The following is an 18,683-nucleotide window of genomic DNA, read 5'->3' on the forward strand; positions in this document are numbered from 1 at the left end:
TTAGCGTGCTGAGTTATCTATAGACTCAGCACTTTTCTAAAGAGGATAGGTAACAGTGGCAATTTCTACTGATAGAACTTTTGCAGCAAACACACAATTACCTTGGTTAATTGGTAATGCTCGTTTGACTGATTTATCTGGTCAATTATTAGGCGCACATATTGCCCATGCAGGCTTAATTATGTTTTGGGCGGGAACAACAACCATCACAGAAGTAATTCGCTTTGTTCCTGATGTTCCCATGTATGAGCAAGGTTTAATTCTATTACCACACCTAGCAACTTTAGGATGGGGAGTAGGTACTGGTGGTCAAGTAGTTGATACCTATCCCTATTTTGTCATTGGTGTACTGCATTTAATTTCCTCTGCGGTGTTGGGTGCTGGTGGACTATTTCATGTGTTTCGCGCTCCGGCAATTTTATACAATAACGGTGGCAGAGCAGCGAAATTTCACTATGAATGGAATGACCCTAAACAATTAAGTTTAATTTTAGGACATCACCTAATTATTCTGGGTTTAGGAGCATTCTTGCTCGTACTAAAAGCTATGTTTTTTGGCGGCATTTATGACACCCATTTGGGAGATGTGCGCCTGATTTCTAACCCTACTCTTAACCCAAGCAGAATTTTTGGTTATTTAGTCGGGTTGAAAGATAATATTTGGCATCCTTTAGGACTAGCCAGTGTTGACAATTTAGAAGATGTCATCGGTGGTCATATTTGGATTGGTGGCATTTTAATTTTGGGCGGTGTATGGCATATTATTGTGCAGCCCTTTGCTTGGTTAAGAAGAATTTTACCAATAGAAAATGGTGAGGAAATTCTGGCTTACAGTTTGCTCGGTTTAGCTTTGATGGCTTGGATTTCTGCCAGCTTTGTGGGATATAATACTACAGTTTTCCCAACAGAGTTTTACGGTTCAGAACGTTTAGGTTTGGCAAATATTCAGTTCTTTTTAGGAATATTAGCCTTCTTAGGTTATGCTTGGCACGCTTGGAGGGCGCGTAGCATTTCCTAATCATTTCCAGTTCCCTCAACACTAGCTATTCTCAAGTTCCTTCCCCTGCCTGCGGTTGCAATTAGTGAACTGTGGGCAATTTCCTCAAACTTTTTTTGGAGTAACAAATAGTGATGGCTACGATTTTGTGTGCCTTATCTGCTTGGGCGATAATGATTTTATTGCTTTGGAGTTTTTGGACGACTCTCAAAAAAGGCATCAGTTTTTTGTGGAAATTACATCAAGTTCCTTGTCATAATTGCGAATTTTTTACTAATGATTATCGGCTAAAGTGTACTGTACATCCTAAAAAAGCTTGTTCGGAACAGGCGATTGGCTGTATTGATTTTGAGCCAAAAACTGCTACTTGCAATGCTTGTCAAAAGGGGAGAACATGGAAAATTCGTAATAAAATTGCCCGATATAATGCAAATTGATCTAGATAAATAAGAATATTTTAGCTCAGTTATCGAATCATTAATTTTTCAACCTATTCCTCATTAAAAGCCATGAATCTTCACTCTGATTTTCTCTCGGAATTATGTGATTTTCTCTATCCTCGTCATCCCTATCATGGACAATTCAAGGCTGATTATGTAGCTTTTAATGCCCATCTGCAAGAGTTTTCTCAACGAGTTAACTATATTTCGAATCTCCAAACAGGCGGCAAAATTTCTCCTGAAGAAGCTTATAAACAAATTCACCATCTTTGGAAGCAGTTAAAACAAATGAAGAAATCTCTAGCAATAGATAATTAATTACCAAGTTCGGGCTGATGCAGTAAACATCTGTTAGGGTTGGTAGTAGTGCGGGTTTACCGATATCTGGGTTAATCATGGATGATATCTGTAAACTCGCCCCTAATTTATTGCTGAAATATAAGGACTAAAGTCCTTACTACGAACTCGTTGATTTTCATGCAGATGCAGTCATCGCTGTTGCTTCTTTACCTTTACTAGCTGCTAGATTGGCAATTTCTCGGTCAATAAAAAATATACCCTGTCCTTCTGTGCCAATCAGGTTAATTTTGTCGAGAATTCCTTTAAACAAAAATTCTTCTTGATGTTGTTCGGCAACATACCATTGCAGAAATTGTAGGGTAGAATAATCTGGTTCTGTATTCGCTAAATGTACTAAATCATTAATCTTACGAGTAATGGACTGTTCATGTTCATAGATTTGTTCAAACAGTTCCTTCAAAGAAGAAAAATGGCTAGGTGGAGCTTGCATTCCATTGATTACTGCTAATGCACCTGTTTCATGCAAATAATTGAGTAGGCGACGCATGTGCATCATTTCTTCATCAGCGTGTTGACTCAAAAAGGTAGCGCATCCATCTAAAGCTTTGTAGGCACACCAAGAACTCATTTGTAGATAAAGATGGGAAGAATACATTTCTAAGTTGATTTGTTCATTCAACCGATCAATCATTGCTTGAGACAGCATATTTTTCATTCCTTGCTATACCATTCTTATTTTTTTGACTTTAGATTTTCGATTGGGAATAAAAAATCAAAATTCACAAGGGAAAATAGTTTGAAGTTTGAATTTTGAATTTTGAATTGGTTTATCCCCAATACCCAGACACGACTCAAGGCTATTCCACAAAAATAGTTTGGGCTGTTTCCTGATCTAAGGCTGTGCGGGTTCTGCCAACCATGATGATGTAGGATGGAAAGCGTTGTTCCAGCACTAAATTACTACCTGGTAAAATACCAAATGCCATCAGCTTTTGTAAAATTGCATTATCTTCAGTTTGCAAACAAACTACCTTTTGTAGTTGACCAATTTTGACAGTTGATAAGGCGTTCATAATTAAAAGTTGACTCCAAATAAGGTTAAGCCAAGATTGACAAGGTATCCGATCAGGAATGCAAAGGGGAAAATAAACAATACAATCGCAACTGTAGTTTTCGTTCCCCGTTCTTTAATCAGCATTTGCAATTGGGCAACACAGGGTAAAAACAACGTCAACACAATCGCCGCAACTACTAACTGATTACCTGTGAGAGTTCCTTGTTGCTGTAAATCAAACAATCCGGCTGCACCATAATCTCTTCTAAAGAAGCCATAGAGAAATATTGGTGCTGCTTGGGCTGGCATTCCTAACGCTAGGGTGATCGGTTCAATTGCCCGGATAATTGCATCAAATAATCCGGTTAATCTTCCTGCCCAAATCAATACTGATGCCCAAATAAACAAAGGTAAAACTTCGATAAAATACCACTTCATCCGCACCCAGGTTTTAATTAGCACGTTCCGCAATTTGGGTAGACGTAAAGGTGGTACTTCCATGTAAAATCTGCCAGAACTACCGGGTAATAATTTGGCGGTGAGATAGCCAACTACTATAAAGATGGCAGAAATAAAACCTCCCCAAAATAGCAAAGCGGCGGGTTTTTGTGCTAGTAACCCTACTATCACGCCCCATTGCGCCGCACAGGGAATAGCCAGGGAGAGTAAAAAGGTGGCAATTAACCTTTCCCGTTTGGTTTCTAAGGTGCGGGTGACAATTGTGGCCATTGTGTCACACCCTAAGCCTAATACCATTGGAATGACAGCGCGACCAGATAAGCCTACGGATTTGAATAGGCGATCCAACATTAAAGATAGACGTGGCAGATAGCCGCTATCTTCTAGTAAGGAGAACATCAAGAAGTAAGTGGCAACTACAGGTAACACAATCGCTGTAGCGTAGCGAATCCCCAAGGTGATGATGCCATAATCGTGAGCAATCAAGTCTTGAATTGGTTGCCAGGGAATGACTTGAGAGGTGATTTGGTCAACTACTGGGTTGATTTGCTCCTCAAAAAAGGTTTCGATGCGATCAACCAGTTCCCCTGCACCAAATTCACCAACAAATTTGTAAACTCCGTAGTAAAGGATGACAACCAGGATGGGGAATCCTGTAATGGGGTTGACTGTGAGTTTGTGAATTGTTTCAGTCAGTGGCGATCGCCCCTGTCTGGTTTCCTGCAAAACTGCTCTTTCTATAGCATGAGCGTTACTTTGACGAGAGTTAGCGATCGCTAATCCAATCGGTTGTTTAAGTTGATTTTGCGTGACGGTAATCAAGACTTCCAAATGGCGACATTGTTCTTGATCCCGTTGCATGGTTTGCCATAGTCCTGGGTCTTTCTGTAACAGTAATAAAGCTAGACTACGGGGTGAGAGTGAGTAATTATGAAATAAATAGCGGTCTCCTAAAGTTTGCCACCAGGATTCGAGTTGTGCGATCGCTGCCTCAATCGGTTCTGGATAAATAACTTGGCTCATCATGCCCTTTCCTCCTGAGTCCAATTCTCAATACCAGTTATGCAAAATTCTCAATTGTGAATTTTGAATTGTAATTAAGCCGGTATCATGGCTGCTGAAACAGGCAGGAATGGGGCAATTCTGTGTTTTAATTCATCTACACCTTGGTTCAAAGCTGCTGCCATGCAAACTACGGGAATTTCCAATTCCATCTCCAGCGTGTCTTGTCGCAATTCCAGCCCCCAACGATGAGCTTCATCCATCATGTTGACAGCGAGTAAAACAGGTAGTCCAGCTTCTATGAGTTGAAAAGTGAGAGGCAACATTCTGCCCAAATTTTTGCCATCTACCACATGAATCACGGCTGCTACAGGTTCAACTAACAATAAATCTCTGGCAACCTTTTCTTCTTCACTGATAGGCAAAAGGGAATACATCCCTGGGGTATCAATGACTGTGATAATTTGCTCCCCAATCTGTGCCAGTCCCTTACTCACTTCTACCGTTGTACCGGGGTAATTAGATACTGTGACATAAATTCCTGTCAAGGCATTAAACAGTACACTCTTACCCACATTGGGCATTCCTACCAGGGCAATTGGTTGACTTGAGGAAGCCTCTCCAACCCAAGATTGCTGTCTTTTGCGAAGAAATTGCAATCCACGGGATTTTTTTCCACACGATTGTCCTTGTGATTTACATTTATGGCATTCCATAGAAATTTATTGTTGAGATTTACTGCAACTTATTCTCAACTTAAATTGTGAGGATCTTGTGAGGAAATGTCATATAGGTTCACAGTAGACTGTTTATTTCGCTACTCCCCGTGTTTCTTGAAAGAGGGTGAAGGTGGGTTTGCCCGTGTCTTTAGACTGGGGAGTGTGAAAGCGAGAAACCGCAATCAAATCTTAACAGTCCCAATCCCCAGTCTCTTTGAGTCCTTAATCCTCAATCATCATTTTCAAGCATACAAAGCTTTAATCCATTGCCATTCTTGCATTAAACCCTGCCTCAAAGAAACTTGTGTTTGAAATCCCAAAATTTGCCGCGCCTTAGAAACATCAGCAGCCGTGTGTCTAGCATCTCCCATCGCTTTTTCAATATGATTTCTCTTGATGGGTTTGCCAACCACTTCTTCCATCATGTCAAGAACTGCTGCTAAAACTACTCGACTACCACCACCAATATTAAAAATTTCCCCTACTGCTTCCGGTACTCTAGCAGCAGCCAAATTCGCCGCCACAGTATCACTCACAAATGTAAAGTCTCGCGTTTGCTGTCCATCACCATAGATGGGAATGGCTTCATCTTGCAAAACCGCTTTGAAAAATTTATGAAAAGCCATATCAGGCCGTTGTCTGGGGCCGTAAACACTGAAATAACGTAGAGCTACAATAGGCACACCAAAATTTTTATGATAGAGTCCACACAAACGCTCGGCAGCTAGTTTAGTAATACCATAAGGTGAAACTGGTTGTGGCGGAATTTCTTCATGGGTGGGTAAGGTTTCCGCATCACCATATACACTAGACGTAGATGCAAACACTAATCTAGTTAATTTTTTAGCATCTTTAGCCGCTTCTAATATCACTTGAGTAGCGTTGATATTACATTCAGTGTAAGCACGAAAAGCTTTACCCCAACTTGCTCTCACTCCTGGTTGCGCTGCTTGATGATAAACAATTTCTACATCTTGTAAAAGTTTTGACCAATCTAATAGTTGAATATCACTGTCAATTAAGGTAAAGTTTGGAAAAGATTGTAAATGAGCAATATTCTTGTGTTTTAACGTCGGTTCGTAGTAATCGTTAAATACATCAATCCCAATTACTTCATTGCCTTGTTTTACAAGTGTTTCCACAAGATGAGAGCCAATAAATCCAGCAGCCCCAGTTACGATAATTTTAGTCATGTATTCCAGTTGATGAATATTTTCTAACCTCAGTAATCTTGATCATGATTCATCGTCATTAGTTCTCGGTCATGTTAAATTCATTTACCGTTTGACTTTTGATATCATTGACGATGAATTAGTGTTAATTTGCACATTGTCACACTTAAAAAACTCTGCTCTCTTTTCCCTACACTCTTGCGGTTCTCTAATGATAAGTCATGAACTACAAATGATATAACTTAACTGGGGTACTTGCATAAGGGTAAGAATTGGTGAAGAATTGATCCGCAAGCTGTCCAAGATTCTTATTTCACCAGGGACGCAAGAGGAAATCAGTGAAAGTTATAGTTGTAGGTAATGGTGGGCGCGAACACGCTCTAGCATGGAAACTGTTGCGATCGCCCCAAGTTGAACAAGTTGTCTGTATACCGGGTAATGGTGGCACAGCCAGCATGGCACGTTGTCAAAATGTCGCCTTGGCAGTCGATGACTTTGAAGGTATCAGTCAATACGCCCTAGAAAATGGGATTTCTTTAGTGGTAGTCGGGCCTGAAGTACCCCTAGCTAAAGGTATTACCGACTATTTGCAAGACAAAGGGCTGATGGTATTCGGCCCCAGCAAAGCCGGAGCGCAAATTGAAGCGAGTAAAGCTTGGGCAAAAGCCCTGATGCAAGAGGCAGGAATTCCTACAGCCAAAGCGTCGGTATTTACAGAGGCGGCAGCAGCTAAAAGTTATGTGAAAGCTCAGGGTGCGCCGATTGTCGTGAAAGCAGACGGGTTAGCAGCCGGCAAGGGTGTCACCGTTGCTAGCACAGTCGCCGAGGCAGACGCAGCCATTGATGCCATATTTCAAGGACAATTTGGTAGTGCCGGGGAATTTGTAGTTATTGAAGAATGTTTAATCGGGCAAGAGGTTTCAGTTTTAGCCTTAACTGATGGCGTGACAATTCGCCCCCTATTGCCAGCGCAAGACCATAAACGCGTCGGGGAAGGTGATACAGGCGAAAATACAGGTGGGATGGGAGCTTATGCCCCTGCACCGATAGCCACACCGGAAATTATGGCACGGGTGCAAACAGAAGTTTTAGAAAGAGCGATCGCCACCTTAAAATCTAAAGGTATTGATTATCGTGGCATCCTCTACGCTGGCTTGATGATTTCACCCGATGGCGACTTGAAAGTTTTAGAATTTAACTGCCGCTTTGGTGATCCTGAAACTCAAGTCATTTTGCCAATGTTGGCGACACCCCTAGAAGAATTAATTTTGGCTTGTGTACAGCAGCGTTTAGGCGAGTTACCCCCCATTGCTTGGCACGAAGGCGCAGCCGCCACAGTCGTAGCCGCATCTGGTGGTTATCCAGGGAATTACGAAAAAGGCAAAGTCATCACCGGCATTAATCAAGCAGAAGCCGCAGAGGTAACGGTATTTCATGCTGGTACAAAATTAAATCAGCAACAGGAAATAGTCACCGATGGCGGACGAGTCTTAAATGTTACCGCTATCGGCGAAAACTTTGACCAAGCCCTAGCCAAAGCCTACAAAGGCTTACAATCAATTCAATTCGAGGGGATGTATTACCGTAGAGATATCGGGTATAGAGTCAAGAGTCTGTAGAGGGGATGAGGGAGATGAGGGAGATGAGGGTGCAGGGGGCAGGGGGGAGAAGAGTTTCCCCATTTCTCCCTGCTCAGAGTTCCAATTCCTTTGATTTCCCAGTCAAGAGTCACCAGTCAAGAGTCACCAGTCCCCATAACTCTTGACTAATCACTAAGTTATTACCCGTTTGTCAAATTAACTGTTAATTTTTTAGTTGTTGGGGTGATTAACTGGAACTACTAACAACTTTAATTTGAGATGCTGGCGTTGTTCAAAACAATTCGAGAAGCGATCGCCAATTGGTGGTCAGAGTTCACTCTCCAAACTAAACTGTTGGCTGTAGCCACTTTGGTGGTTTCTTTGGTGATGAGTGGTCTAACTTTCTGGGCGGTGAATACTATTCAGCAGGATGCCCGGATGAATGATACCCGTTTTGGGCGAGATTTGGGGCTATTACTGGCTGCTAACATTTCTCCTTTAGTAGCTGACCAAAATTTCACCGAAATAGCTAGATTTTCCCAACGCTTTTATAGCACCACCTCTAGTGTGCGCTATATGCTCTACGCCGATGAAACCGGGAAAATCTATTTTGGCATTCCTTTTTGGGAACCAGAGGTGGAAAACTCCCTGACAATTGAGCGACGGATAGAACTCCCAGAAGACTATCCAGGGGAAGGGGATAAACCAATGGTGCGGCAACATAACACACCAGATGGTGTTGTGACAGATGTGTTTATTCCCCTGATTGTCGATAAACAATATTTAGGTGTATTGGCAATTGGCATTAACCCCAACCAAACTGCTGTCATCTCATCTAATCTCACCCGTGATGTGACTATTGCTGTGTTCATCACAATTTGGGTGATGGTGATTTTAGCCGGAGTAATTAACGCTTTAACTATCACCAAGCCGATTAAAGAACTACTCGTAGGTGTCAAACAAATCGCCGCCGGCAATTTCAAGCAGCGCATCGACTTACCCCTTGGCGGTGAACTCGGAGAGTTAATTTTAAACTTTAATGAAATGGCAGAACGCCTAGAACGCTATGAAGAACAAAACATTGAAGAATTAACCGCCGAAAAAGCCAAGCTAGAAACCCTAGTTTCCACCATCGCCGATGGGGCTGTGTTAATTGACAATAATATGCAGGTGATTTTAGTCAACCCCACAGCCCGACATATTTTTGGTTGGGAAAATGGTGATGATGTCGTCGGTGGTAATGTTTTACATTACTTACCGCCGGTGGTGCAGATGGAAATCACCAAACCCCTGTATGAAATGGCTGGCGGGGAACGTGATAGTGCTGAGTTTCGCATTCCTCTGAATCAACCGATTAAGCGCACCATCCGCATCTTGTTAACAACGGTACTCAATCTACAAAGGGAGAGTATCAAAGGCATTGCCATCACAGTCCAAGATATCACCCGTGAGGTGGAACTAAACGAAGCCAAAAGTCAATTTATTAGCAACGTTTCCCACGAACTCCGCACGCCTTTATTTAACATCAAATCCTTTATTGAAACTTTACACGACTACGGCGAAGATTTAAGCGTAGAACAAAGACGGGAATTTTTGCAAACGGTGAACAATGAAACTGACCGCTTAACTCGGTTAGTTAATGATGTGTTAGATTTATCGAAGCTGGAATCTGGTAAAACTTATAATTTCGATGGCGTAGATTTAGCCCAAGCAATTGAACAAACGCTGCGAACCTACCAACTCAATGCTAGAGATAAATGTATTGAACTAATTCAGGACGTTGCCCCTGGCTTGCCGCTAGTCGTGGGTAATTATGATTTATTACTGCAAGTCTTAGCTAACTTAGTTGGTAATGCCTTAAAATTTACTCAAGCTGGTGGTAAAGTGGCAATTCGAGCCTATAAATTAGATGCCAACACCACCTCTCATAGTGAACCTGCCTATGTGCGCGTAGAAATTGCTGATACTGGTATTGGCATCGCTCCAGAAGACCAACAGGCAATTTTTGACCGCTTCTTCCGTGTAGAAAACCGCGTTCATACCCTGGAAGGCACAGGTTTAGGTTTATCAATCGTTAGAAATATCATAGAACGTCACCATAGTCAAGTACATCTGGTGAGTGAAGTTAGTGTTGGTACTACTTTTTGGTTTGACTTAACTTTGTTTGAGTGAGGGTGTAAGGGAGATGAGGGGAATGAGGGGGATGAGGGAGATGAGGAAAAAATTCTTTCCCAGTCCCCAGTCCCCAATCCCCAGTCCCCAATCCTACAGCATTCTATCTATCGTGCGATATTGTATGGCTTCCGCCAGATGATGCGGTTGGAGGTTTTCATCTCCTGCTAAATCTGCAATAGTCCTGGCTACTTTGAGAATGCGATCGCTGGCTCTGGCTGATAAACCTAATTTTTTAATCGCTGTTTCCAATAAAATCCGGCTCGGATCATCCAATTTACACCATATCTGCAAATGCCGACTTTGCATTTGGGCATTACAACGCAGATTTGTCTCTCCTTGAAACCGAGTAGTGGCGCGATCGCGTGCTTTTTGTACCCTTTCCCTAATGGAACTTGAGGCTTCTCCTAAAGGTTGTTGGGTAATTTCTTCTGGTTTCAAGCGATTTACCGCCACTTGCAAATCAATCCGATCCATCAAGGGGCCGGAAAGTTTCGCCCAATATTGTTCTCTTTGTCTTGGTGAACAGGTACACTGTTGAATAGTATCCCCATAGTAACCACAAGGACAGGGATTTGTGCTAGCAACCAAAGTAAATTGTGCTGGAAAGGTTACTGATTGTCTGGTGCGGGAAATTGTCACATAACCGTCTTCTAAAGGTTGGCGGAGAAATTCTAAGACATCCCGCTTAAATTCGGTTAACTCGTCTAAAAATAAGACCCCAAGGTGGGATAAAGAAATTTCCCCAGGGCGAGGAAAACTACCGCCACCTACCAAAGACGGGCCTGATGCTGAATGGTGGGGACTGCGGAATGGGCGATCGCGCACTAACGAACCCCGATTTTTCAGCAACCCAGCCACAGAGTGAATCCGAGTGACTTCCAGTGCTTCCGAAAAACCCAAAGGTGGTAAAATACCAGGTAACCGCCTCGCTAACATAGTTTTGCCGCTACCTGGAGGCCCGACAAACACCAAATTATGTCCTCCAGCCGCCGCAATTTCTAACGCACGACGGGCGTGAGCCTGTCCTTTGACATCTTTTAAATCCGCAGTCGGATAAGATGCTGACAAGACATTCTGTGATTTTTCTAACTGCACAGGCTGGTATTTCCCTGGATGATTTAATAAATCAACCACCTCAGACAAATTTTTACAGCCATACACAGCCAAACCTTGTACTACTGCTGCTTCTTGAGCATTATCAGCAGGAACAACTAAACCTGTGATTCCCATTTTCTGAGCAGTCGCAGCAATCGGTAACACACCCGCCACCGGACGCAAACTACCATCTAAAGAAACTTCACCTAAAAAAAGATAATCACCCAACAAATCCGGGCTAACTTGCTCAGAAGCGGCTAAAATTCCCACACTAATCGGTAAATCAAAACTAGGGCCTTCCTTGCGTAAATCTGCCGGAGTCAAGTTAATCACAATTTTCCGCATGGGAAAGGCAAAACCAGCATTTTTCAACGTGGCTTTGACTCTTTCCTTCGATTCTTGCACAGCACTGTCTGGCAGTCCTAAAACTACAATCCCCGGTAAACCCCCTGACACATCGACTTCTACGCCCACTTTCACAGCATCGATGCCGACAATTGACGCACTCCAGACTCTTGCAAGCATTGGTTAAATCTTTCTTCTATCAACAGTAACCCTTTAAAATCTCTAGCAGATGAGTAATTAGAACCGCATGAGTGAAACCACAGAGACAATTTTCAGCAAAATCATCCGGCGAGAAATCCCAGCCAATATTGTTTATGAGGATGACTTAGCCCTGGCTTTCAAAGACATCCACCCCCAAGCACCTGTACATATTCTGGTGATTCCGAAAAAACCCATTCCCAAATTAGCTGATGCTACACCGGAAGATCAGGCTCTTTTGGGTCATCTGTTGTTAACAGCCAAGCTGGTGGCGGAAAAAGCTGGACTAGATGATGGCTATCGGGTTGTGATCAATACGGGTAATGATGGCGGTCAAACTGTCTACCACTTACATTTACACATTTTAGGTGGGCGATCGCTCGCATGGCCTCCTGGTTGATGTAATCAAATTAATCGCGTCTGTGGACGCGATTAATAAGTAAATTAAATCTAAAATATAAATAAATATTAAGTTACATCTCTTTACAAAACTTAATTTAGGTTTTAAGGTAGTAGACAGGTAAGGAAAAGTACCTACCTAACATTCATAAAACATCTATCGTCATCATAAAAACATGACCGCAACCTTACAACAACGCCAAAGCGCGAACGTATGGGAGCAGTTCTGCAACTGGATCACCAGCACCAACAACCGCTTATACATCGGTTGGTTCGGTGTACTGATGATCCCCACCTTGCTAGCTGCAACCACCTGCTTCATCATCGCCTTCATCGCTGCACCTCCAGTAGACATCGATGGTATCCGCGAACCCGTTGCAGGTTCCTTAATCTACGGCAACAACATCATCTCTGGTGCAGTTGTTCCTTCTTCTAACGCTATCGGCTTACACTTCTACCCCATCTGGGAAGCAGCTTCCTTAGATGAATGGTTGTACAACGGTGGCCCTTACCAATTGGTAGTATTCCACTTCCTCATCGGCGTATTCTGCTACTTAGGTCGTGAGTGGGAATTGTCCTACCGCTTGGGTATGCGTCCTTGGATCTGCCTAGCATTCTCTGCACCTGTTGCAGCAGCTACCGCAGTATTCTTAATCTACCCCATCGGTCAAGGTTCCTTCTCTGATGGTATGCCTTTGGGTATCTCTGGTACCTTCAACTTCATGATTGTGTTCCAAGCCGAACACAACATCCTGATGCACCCCTTCCACATGTTAGGTGTGGCTGGTGTATTCGGTGGTAGCTTGTTCTCCGCAATGCACGGTTCATTGGTAACTTCTTCCTTGGTGCGTGAAACAACCGAGAACGAATCTCAAAACTACGGTTACAAATTCGGTCAAGAAGAAGAAACCTACAACATCGTTGCTGCACACGGTTACTTCGGTCGCTTGATTTTCCAATACGCTTCCTTCAACAACAGCCGTTCCTTGCACTTCTTCCTAGCTGCTTGGCCTGTAATCGGTATCTGGTTTACCGCTTTGGGTGTTAGCACAATGGCGTTCAACTTGAACGGTTTCAACTTCAACCAGTCCATCATCGACTCTCAAGGTCGTGTAATCAACACCTGGGCTGACATCATCAACCGCGCTAACTTGGGTATGGAAGTAATGCACGAGCGTAACGCTCACAACTTCCCCTTAGACTTAGCTGCTGGCGAAGTTGCTCCTGTTGCTTTAACCGCTCCTGCTATCAACGGTTAATCATTAACCTTTAGCAATCACAAAAAAGCTTCCTCCTTACGGGGGAGGCTTTTTTGTTTTGCTGCTCAGATAATGAGCAAAGTCGGTTTTTTCATCTACCTAAAGTATTAAAGTTACTTTAATATCCCGTAATTTTACAGTTGCAATAATATTCAACTCTCCCATAGTATTTACCTCATCGTTTTTATCATTGCCACTATTGTGAAATCTATTCTAGAAACCTACATAGACCAAGAAATCTGGATACTAATACGAGATAAATGGTATTTTGCTAAAATCATTAGGGTTTGGGATGATTTGTTATGGTTTAAACATAGAACTCACAACAAAGAAACCGAGGAAGATACTTTGTGGGAAATGGTGGTCAAAATCAACGAAGTAGTTGCCATTGATAAAGTTATTTCCGTTGTTAGTAGAAAAACAGATGTGTTTATGGCTAGATTGCTAGAAACTGATCAACACACAAATAATCATCAACAAGATCATGACAATTAATATTGTCACCTTGATATTAACTCTCTGGGCAAACTAAACAATACTTCCGATAGAGTGATAAATTAGCTATAACTAGATTTTAGATAGATAAAATCACAACTCCTATTTTTTTAAAATGGTGGCTGAATAGATAAAGGAGTATAGTGATGTCTGAAGAGAAAAAACAAAAATCTAAAAATCAAGAAACTACACCTACTGCTTCTGGAGGCTATCAAACCCCTATCGAAGCTGATATCCGTAAGACTGGTACTGCTGCTCAATCGGACGCTAGAGAGTCTGCTAAACCAGAAGCAACAGGAGAGGATGACGTAGCAGGTAGCCCCAATCAAGGTACTCCATCACGTTAATGTTGGAGAAATATTTGTAAACATAACAGTTTAACTGGCTCTTTTTGTAGTTGACATCAGTCATAAATTTTGGGTGGATATGTGGAGAAAAACCACATTTATCCACATATTTTTTATGACTAATTTTCAAAATATCTGAAAAAGTTTTCTAGATAAAAATGGGTTGTCTTCCTGGATGTATTACTGATGATTTTACTCAAGAAGGTGGAAAATAATGCCTACCTTCTTGAACAATGATTGGGGACTTCCAGATAAAAAAATATCCAAAATGTAGGGTGCGTCAGTACGAGAAACCGTAGTAGGGGCGGGTTCACAAATACCCTAGTTGAGCAATCCAAAATATTGATAAACCCGCCCCTACTATACCAAGAAAATATTCATGCTGACGCACCCTACTAACAGTCGATGTGGATAATTGATTTTTTGGTGTTCCCTTAACAGGCATTAAGAAGCTGTTGATTGCAACTGTTCCAGTCTCGCCAGAACTTCTGCACTGTGAACAGATGGGTTAACTTTCACAAAAGTCTCGCGCAAGATGCCCTGGGGGTCGATAATAAAGGTATGGCGTGAGGATACAAAACCCAGCCAAGAACCGTAAGCTTTGCTAACATCACCAGTAGTGTCAGCCAACAATGGAAATTTTAGCCCTTCAGAATCACAAAATTCGGCATGGGAATCTATATCATCAGCACTGACACCAATAATCTGAACATTTTTTTCCAGGTATTTCGGTAAATCTTGCTGAAAACGACGCGCTTCAATGGTGCAACCAGCAGTAAAGTCTTTGGGATAAAAGTAAAGCACTACCCATTTACCACGCAAATCAGATAGAGAAACTTTGCCATCACCTGTATTGGTGGATAAAGTAAAGTCTGGCGCAGGTTGATTAATTGTAGGGAGTTTACCCCCAAGTGCTTGAGCCGCAGGGGTAAAATTTAACCAACTGATGACAGCAAACAAGCTGACAAGTAAGATGTGCAGAAAATGACGACGGGAAATCATGATGCAGACAAGAATGACAACTTTACATAAGTTTACAATTCTTGGCTGCTGATGATCAGGGTTTTATTCTGTTTTAGGTTCTTGAGTGACTGGAGGCTGTTCTGCACTTTGGATATATTGACTGTCTAACAGAAAAGCTCCTTTATCAAAGCGCACACCCCAGTATCCACCGGGACGACGGTCAAGGACTATACCCTCGTCACCCACTTGAATGATATCAGGGGGGCGTAACATGGGCATGGGTTCTGCGGTTTTCAGGTAGGGTGGTTGTGCTATGAGCCGGACTTTACTGCCAATGGGAAATTCTTCAGACATATTGAAAGGTTAAAAAGCTTTGAGTGTTGATCAACTCATAACTCATAGCTGTTAACTTTTCTAGGGGGATGATTAAATATTCTGTTTTGGCAAGGAGATAAAGGAAAAGGGTAGCATTTTTACCCTTTCCCTGTCTTCTGCAAGAAGTCTATTCAATGAGGGCGATAGAAAATAATTTTTGTAGTTCAGCTCATGTTAAGGATATTTAACGATTATTCTGACGTTGCTGCCAACGCTGACGACGATTAGCTTTGAATTCTTCTAGTTTGGTTTGCTGTTCGGGTGTCAAAACTGCTTGAACTTGTTGTTTAGCATCTTCTCTAATTGCCCGAATTCTAGCTTTTTGGGCATCAGTCATATTGAGTTGTGCAAATTTCTTACCCAGACGTTCACCTGCTTCGGGAGGTGGTGGAAAGTCGCCTTGTTGACGCTGTGATCGCCTTGCTTGACGTTGTTGACGTGCTGCTTCTATTTTCGCTTTTTGTTCTGGGGTGAACACTGCTTCAATTTGAGCGCGGGTGTTGCGGTGAATTGCTTGAATTCTGGTTTTTTGGGCTTCTGTTAATCCCAAACTTTGCCAAGGGCCTTTTCTTTGAGCTTGTGCAATCCGAAATGGCGCGGAGGAGGGGGTTTGTGCTTGCACTGCCAAGGGGGTGACAGTTGCAGTTAAAGTGAGAGCGATCGCACCCGCGAACAGAGATAATGACTTCAGTTGCATTGATGACCTCGTTTTTTGTGCTTGTGAATATGCGATTATCTTAAAAACTCACATCAACTATCCACATGAGGAGAAAGTCATGAATACACCCATGACTTTAGTCATGGTTTAACTATGATTGAGGTGACTGGTGATTTTTGCACAATTAAAGTAAATATGTAGCAGTCCCCTTTAATTTCTCATACCGTTTTTTGATGTAGCTGGCGTGGCGTAGCCATAGATGTACTTTATTTCTGGATGTATGGGGCGCAACCTCCCATAGAATTTGTCTTAGTTAATGTTGAAGTTTAAATTTTGATTTTTTTATGAGTCGTCCGATTCAAATCAATAATCATCCTTTCCGATTCTTGCTTTATTTGGAATGGATTCTACTGGCGATTTCTGTAATTACATCTGTAATTCCCCATCCTTCCCCGCGATTTTCTAGTAAGTTTCCCGAATTGACAATTTTAAATCTGACTATTTTTGGATTAATGGGCTTAAGGTTGCCTACAGGCAATCACATAATGAAAATTATTTATACAGCTTGTGGAATTAGTTTAATTTTTATCACTGGGTTATTTGGTGGGAGAGCAGATCGACTGTTTCCTTTTCTGTACATAATTTTAGTGACTCGTAGCTGTTTAATTTTCCAGCTACCTGGACGTTTATCAGTTACATTTCTTTCTTTTACTTTATTTTTATTAACGCTAATGTATCGGATGCCTCGCTATCCTTTACCACCACACGCACAAGAACGGTTTCGATATTTTACTTTGAGTTTATCTTTAGTATTTGGCTTAAGTTTAGTGTTTGTTTTATTGTTAATGAATACTGTATTATCTGAGCGTCAAAGCCGAGAAGAATTAGCTATTGCTAATGAAAAACTGAGACAGTATGCTTTAAGAATCGAAAATCAAGCTACATTAGAAGAACGTACTCGAATTGCACGGGAAATTCATGATTCTCTCGGTCATTCGCTGACAGCTTTAAATTTACAATTAGAAACTGCTCTCAAACTTTATCAAGCTAATCCAGATCAGGCTTATAGTTTTTTAGCTAGGGCTAAAGAGTTAGGTTCTAAAGCTTTACAGGATGTGAGACACTCGGTTTCGACTATGCGATCGCATCCCTTACAAAACCAATCTTTATCAGAAGCTATCGATACCTTGGCGGAAGATTTCCAACGCTCAAACAATATTATATTACATTCTCAAATCAATCTTGTCCATCCTTTATCAACAGAAGTTAATACTGCGATTTACCGAATTCTTCAAGAATCATTAACAAATATTTCTAAGCACGCGAAAGCCACAGAGGTAAATTTGGAAGTTTCTGTTAACCGGGGTAGTTTACACCTGATAATTCAGGATAATGGTAGAGGTTTTGATATTCAGCAAAATACGACAGGTTTTGGTTTAAAAAGTATGCGCGATCGCACGTTAGCTTTAGGAGGTAAATTTAGCATTAACACCGCATTTGGTTGCGGTTGTCAAATTACAGTTGATATACCTTTAGGCAGGTTAATTTAATGATTAAAGTTTTATTAGTAGATGACCAAAGTTTAATTCGTCAAGGATTAAAAGTTTTATTAGAACTAGAACCAGATTTAGAAATTGTCGGAGAAGCGGAAAATGGAGAAATAGCCCTTAATCTCATGGCTGAATTAACCCCAGATGTGGTATTAATGGACATTAGAATGCCAATTATGGATGGAGTTGCTGCCACTAAAGAAATTCAAAACAGTTTCTCAGATGTGAAAGTTTTAGTGTTGACAACCTTTGATGATGATGAATATGTAAAAGCGGCTTTACAACATGGGGCGATGGGCTATTTACTTAAAGATACACCCTCGGAAGAATTAGCTGTTGCCATTCGTGCTGTGCAGAAAGGATATACTCAACTAGGGCCGGGAATCGTGAAAAAACTTTTGACTCAATTTCAGAATCCTGCACCCAGTCAAACGCCATCTATTCCGCCGAGTTTAGCAGAACTTACCCCTAGAGAAAAAGAAGTTTTAAGATTAATTGCTACGGGTGCTAATAATCGAGAAATTGCCCAAGAACTGTATATTTCTGAGGGGACAGTCAAAAATCATGTTACAAATATTTTAAATCGGTTAAATTTGCGCGATCGCACTCAGGCTGCTATCATTGCCAATACCTATTTATCTTATTTAAACGAATCGAGTTAAACAGTAAATAAACTCATACATTCCTGTTTCAGCACCCCCTTAGTAACTGTAATATTGCTAAAGGATTTTGCAATTACTTCTTCACAATAAATATGAATTTGTGACTGATTGAGAGAAATTAAATCTGTAATAGAAGCACCATAAACAATTTCTGAAATTCCACTCCAAACGCAAGCTGCTGCACACATCGGACAAGGTTCACCAGTCGTATATATACTATAACCTGATAAAGAAAACTTGTTGATTTGAGTAGTTAAACGACGAATGACATTAATTTCTGCATGAGCAGAAGGATCACAGTCTCTAGCTACAGTATTATAAGCCCTTGCTACAACTTGATTATCTTTAACAATTACAGCACCGTAAGGTGCATCCCCCTTTTTGGCTTCCTCAATTGCTAGACTCATAAAATATTCGTGGTTCATATTAGCTTGATAAT

At 41.6% G+C, this 18,683-nt stretch carries 21 protein-coding genes; 11 read left to right on the forward strand and 10 right to left on the reverse strand.

Features of this window, described 5'->3' with window-relative positions:
* Window positions 1-55 precede the first annotated feature (55 nt).
* The 3 genes from A3775_RS02370 to A3775_RS02380 all read left to right on the forward strand — a co-directional run bounded on the left by A3775_RS02370 (window position 56) and on the right by A3775_RS02380 (window position 1,755).
* A complete protein-coding gene (locus A3775_RS02370) occupies window positions 56-1,018 on the forward strand; it encodes a chlorophyll a/b binding light-harvesting protein (protein ID WP_066377559.1) in 963 nt (320 codons plus the stop codon).
* 113 nt (window positions 1,019-1,131) lie between these two features.
* Window positions 1,132-1,434 carry a hypothetical protein gene (locus A3775_RS02375; RefSeq protein ID WP_197480081.1) on the forward strand — a complete coding sequence of 101 codons (303 nt, stop codon included), beginning with the start codon at window positions 1,132-1,134 and terminating at the stop codon, window positions 1,432-1,434.
* A 72-nt stretch (window positions 1,435-1,506) separates the two neighbouring features.
* Window positions 1,507-1,755 carry a hypothetical protein gene (locus A3775_RS02380; RefSeq protein ID WP_066377562.1) on the forward strand — a complete coding sequence of 83 codons (249 nt, stop codon included), beginning with the start codon at window positions 1,507-1,509 and terminating at the stop codon, window positions 1,753-1,755.
* Between the two features lie 157 nt (window positions 1,756-1,912).
* On the opposite strand, the gene ftnA is transcribed toward A3775_RS02380, so the two are convergent.
* The 5 genes from ftnA to A3775_RS02405 all read right to left on the reverse strand — a co-directional run bounded on the left by ftnA (window position 1,913) and on the right by A3775_RS02405 (window position 6,164).
* Window positions 1,913-2,443 (reverse strand): non-heme ferritin, encoded by a 531-nt coding sequence (ftnA, locus tag A3775_RS02385; protein WP_066377586.1) that lies wholly within the window; start codon window positions 2,441-2,443, stop codon window positions 1,913-1,915.
* A gap of 151 nt (window positions 2,444-2,594) precedes the next feature.
* On the reverse strand, window positions 2,595-2,810 hold the full coding sequence (locus tag A3775_RS02390; protein ID WP_066377564.1) for a FeoA family protein: 216 nt from the start codon (window positions 2,808-2,810) through the stop codon (window positions 2,595-2,597).
* Between the two features lie 2 nt (window positions 2,811-2,812).
* Window positions 2,813-4,276, reverse strand: coding sequence for a ferrous iron transporter B (locus tag A3775_RS02395; protein ID WP_066377565.1), 1,464 nt, complete (start codon window positions 4,274-4,276; stop codon window positions 2,813-2,815).
* 71 nt (window positions 4,277-4,347) lie between these two features.
* Window positions 4,348-4,911, reverse strand: a complete 564-nt coding sequence (locus A3775_RS02400; RefSeq protein WP_231866926.1) for a FeoB small GTPase domain-containing protein — start codon at window positions 4,909-4,911, stop codon at window positions 4,348-4,350.
* A gap of 302 nt (window positions 4,912-5,213) precedes the next feature.
* Window positions 5,214-6,164 carry an NAD-dependent epimerase/dehydratase family protein gene (locus A3775_RS02405; RefSeq protein WP_066377567.1) on the reverse strand — a complete coding sequence of 317 codons (951 nt, stop codon included), beginning with the start codon at window positions 6,162-6,164 and terminating at the stop codon, window positions 5,214-5,216.
* Between the two features lie 317 nt (window positions 6,165-6,481).
* Here A3775_RS02405 and purD point away from each other — a divergent pair, with 317 nt between their 5' ends.
* Entirely contained in the window at window positions 6,482-7,762 is a 1,281-nt protein-coding gene (gene purD / locus A3775_RS02410) for a phosphoribosylamine--glycine ligase (RefSeq protein WP_066423713.1), read from the forward strand.
* A 240-nt stretch (window positions 7,763-8,002) separates the two neighbouring features.
* A complete protein-coding gene (gene nblS, locus A3775_RS02415; RefSeq protein WP_066423715.1) occupies window positions 8,003-9,895 on the forward strand; it encodes a two-component system sensor histidine kinase NblS in 1,893 nt (630 codons plus the stop codon).
* Window positions 9,896-9,988: 93 nt separating this feature from the next.
* Here the strand turns inward: nblS and A3775_RS02420 are convergent, their stop codons facing one another.
* A complete protein-coding gene (locus tag A3775_RS02420; protein WP_066423717.1) occupies window positions 9,989-11,518 on the reverse strand; it encodes a YifB family Mg chelatase-like AAA ATPase in 1,530 nt (509 codons plus the stop codon).
* 67 nt (window positions 11,519-11,585) lie between these two features.
* Between A3775_RS02420 and A3775_RS02425 the strand changes: the two genes are divergently transcribed.
* The 4 genes from A3775_RS02425 to A3775_RS02440 all read left to right on the forward strand — a co-directional run bounded on the left by A3775_RS02425 (window position 11,586) and on the right by A3775_RS02440 (window position 14,036).
* A complete protein-coding gene (locus A3775_RS02425; RefSeq protein ID WP_066423719.1) occupies window positions 11,586-11,936 on the forward strand; it encodes a histidine triad nucleotide-binding protein in 351 nt (116 codons plus the stop codon).
* Between the two features lie 175 nt (window positions 11,937-12,111).
* Window positions 12,112-13,194, forward strand: coding sequence for a photosystem II q(b) protein (gene psbA, locus A3775_RS02430; RefSeq protein WP_066423720.1), 1,083 nt, complete (start codon window positions 12,112-12,114; stop codon window positions 13,192-13,194).
* Window positions 13,195-13,395: 201 nt separating this feature from the next.
* Window positions 13,396-13,689: a DUF6679 family protein gene (locus A3775_RS02435; protein ID WP_066381405.1), complete on the forward strand. Its 294-nt coding sequence runs from the start codon at window positions 13,396-13,398 to the stop codon at window positions 13,687-13,689.
* A gap of 146 nt (window positions 13,690-13,835) precedes the next feature.
* Complete coding sequence (locus A3775_RS02440) at window positions 13,836-14,036, forward strand: hypothetical protein (RefSeq protein ID WP_066381407.1); 201 nt, start codon at window positions 13,836-13,838, stop codon at window positions 14,034-14,036.
* 444 nt (window positions 14,037-14,480) lie between these two features.
* Here the strand turns inward: A3775_RS02440 and A3775_RS02445 are convergent, their stop codons facing one another.
* The 3 genes from A3775_RS02445 to A3775_RS02455 all read right to left on the reverse strand — a co-directional run bounded on the left by A3775_RS02445 (window position 14,481) and on the right by A3775_RS02455 (window position 16,071).
* Window positions 14,481-15,038, reverse strand: a complete 558-nt coding sequence (locus A3775_RS02445) for a peroxiredoxin (protein ID WP_066381413.1) — start codon at window positions 15,036-15,038, stop codon at window positions 14,481-14,483.
* Window positions 15,039-15,101: 63 nt separating this feature from the next.
* A complete protein-coding gene (sipA, locus tag A3775_RS02450; protein WP_066381414.1) occupies window positions 15,102-15,353 on the reverse strand; it encodes a regulatory protein SipA in 252 nt (83 codons plus the stop codon).
* Between the two features lie 205 nt (window positions 15,354-15,558).
* The gene (locus tag A3775_RS02455) at window positions 15,559-16,071 is read right to left on the reverse strand and encodes a Spy/CpxP family protein refolding chaperone (RefSeq protein WP_066381416.1); all 513 of its coding nucleotides are present in this window, start codon (window positions 16,069-16,071) and stop codon (window positions 15,559-15,561) included.
* A 305-nt stretch (window positions 16,072-16,376) separates the two neighbouring features.
* On the opposite strand from A3775_RS02455, the gene A3775_RS02460 reads away from it, so the two are divergent.
* Complete coding sequence (locus A3775_RS02460) at window positions 16,377-17,582, forward strand: sensor histidine kinase (protein ID WP_066381418.1); 1,206 nt, start codon at window positions 16,377-16,379, stop codon at window positions 17,580-17,582.
* Entirely contained in the window at window positions 17,582-18,244 is a 663-nt protein-coding gene (locus A3775_RS02465) for a response regulator transcription factor (RefSeq protein WP_066423722.1), read from the forward strand. The genes A3775_RS02460 and A3775_RS02465 overlap by 1 nt, the downstream gene beginning before the upstream one ends.
* Here A3775_RS02465 and A3775_RS02470 read toward each other — a convergent pair.
* Complete coding sequence (locus A3775_RS02470) at window positions 18,241-18,669, reverse strand: nucleoside deaminase (RefSeq protein ID WP_066423724.1); 429 nt, start codon at window positions 18,667-18,669, stop codon at window positions 18,241-18,243. The genes A3775_RS02465 and A3775_RS02470 overlap by 4 nt on opposite strands.
* Window positions 18,670-18,683 lie beyond the last annotated feature (14 nt).

Source organism: Anabaena sp. 4-3, from assembly GCF_001597745.1.
GTDB lineage: Bacteria > Cyanobacteriota > Cyanobacteriia > Cyanobacteriales > Nostocaceae > Trichormus.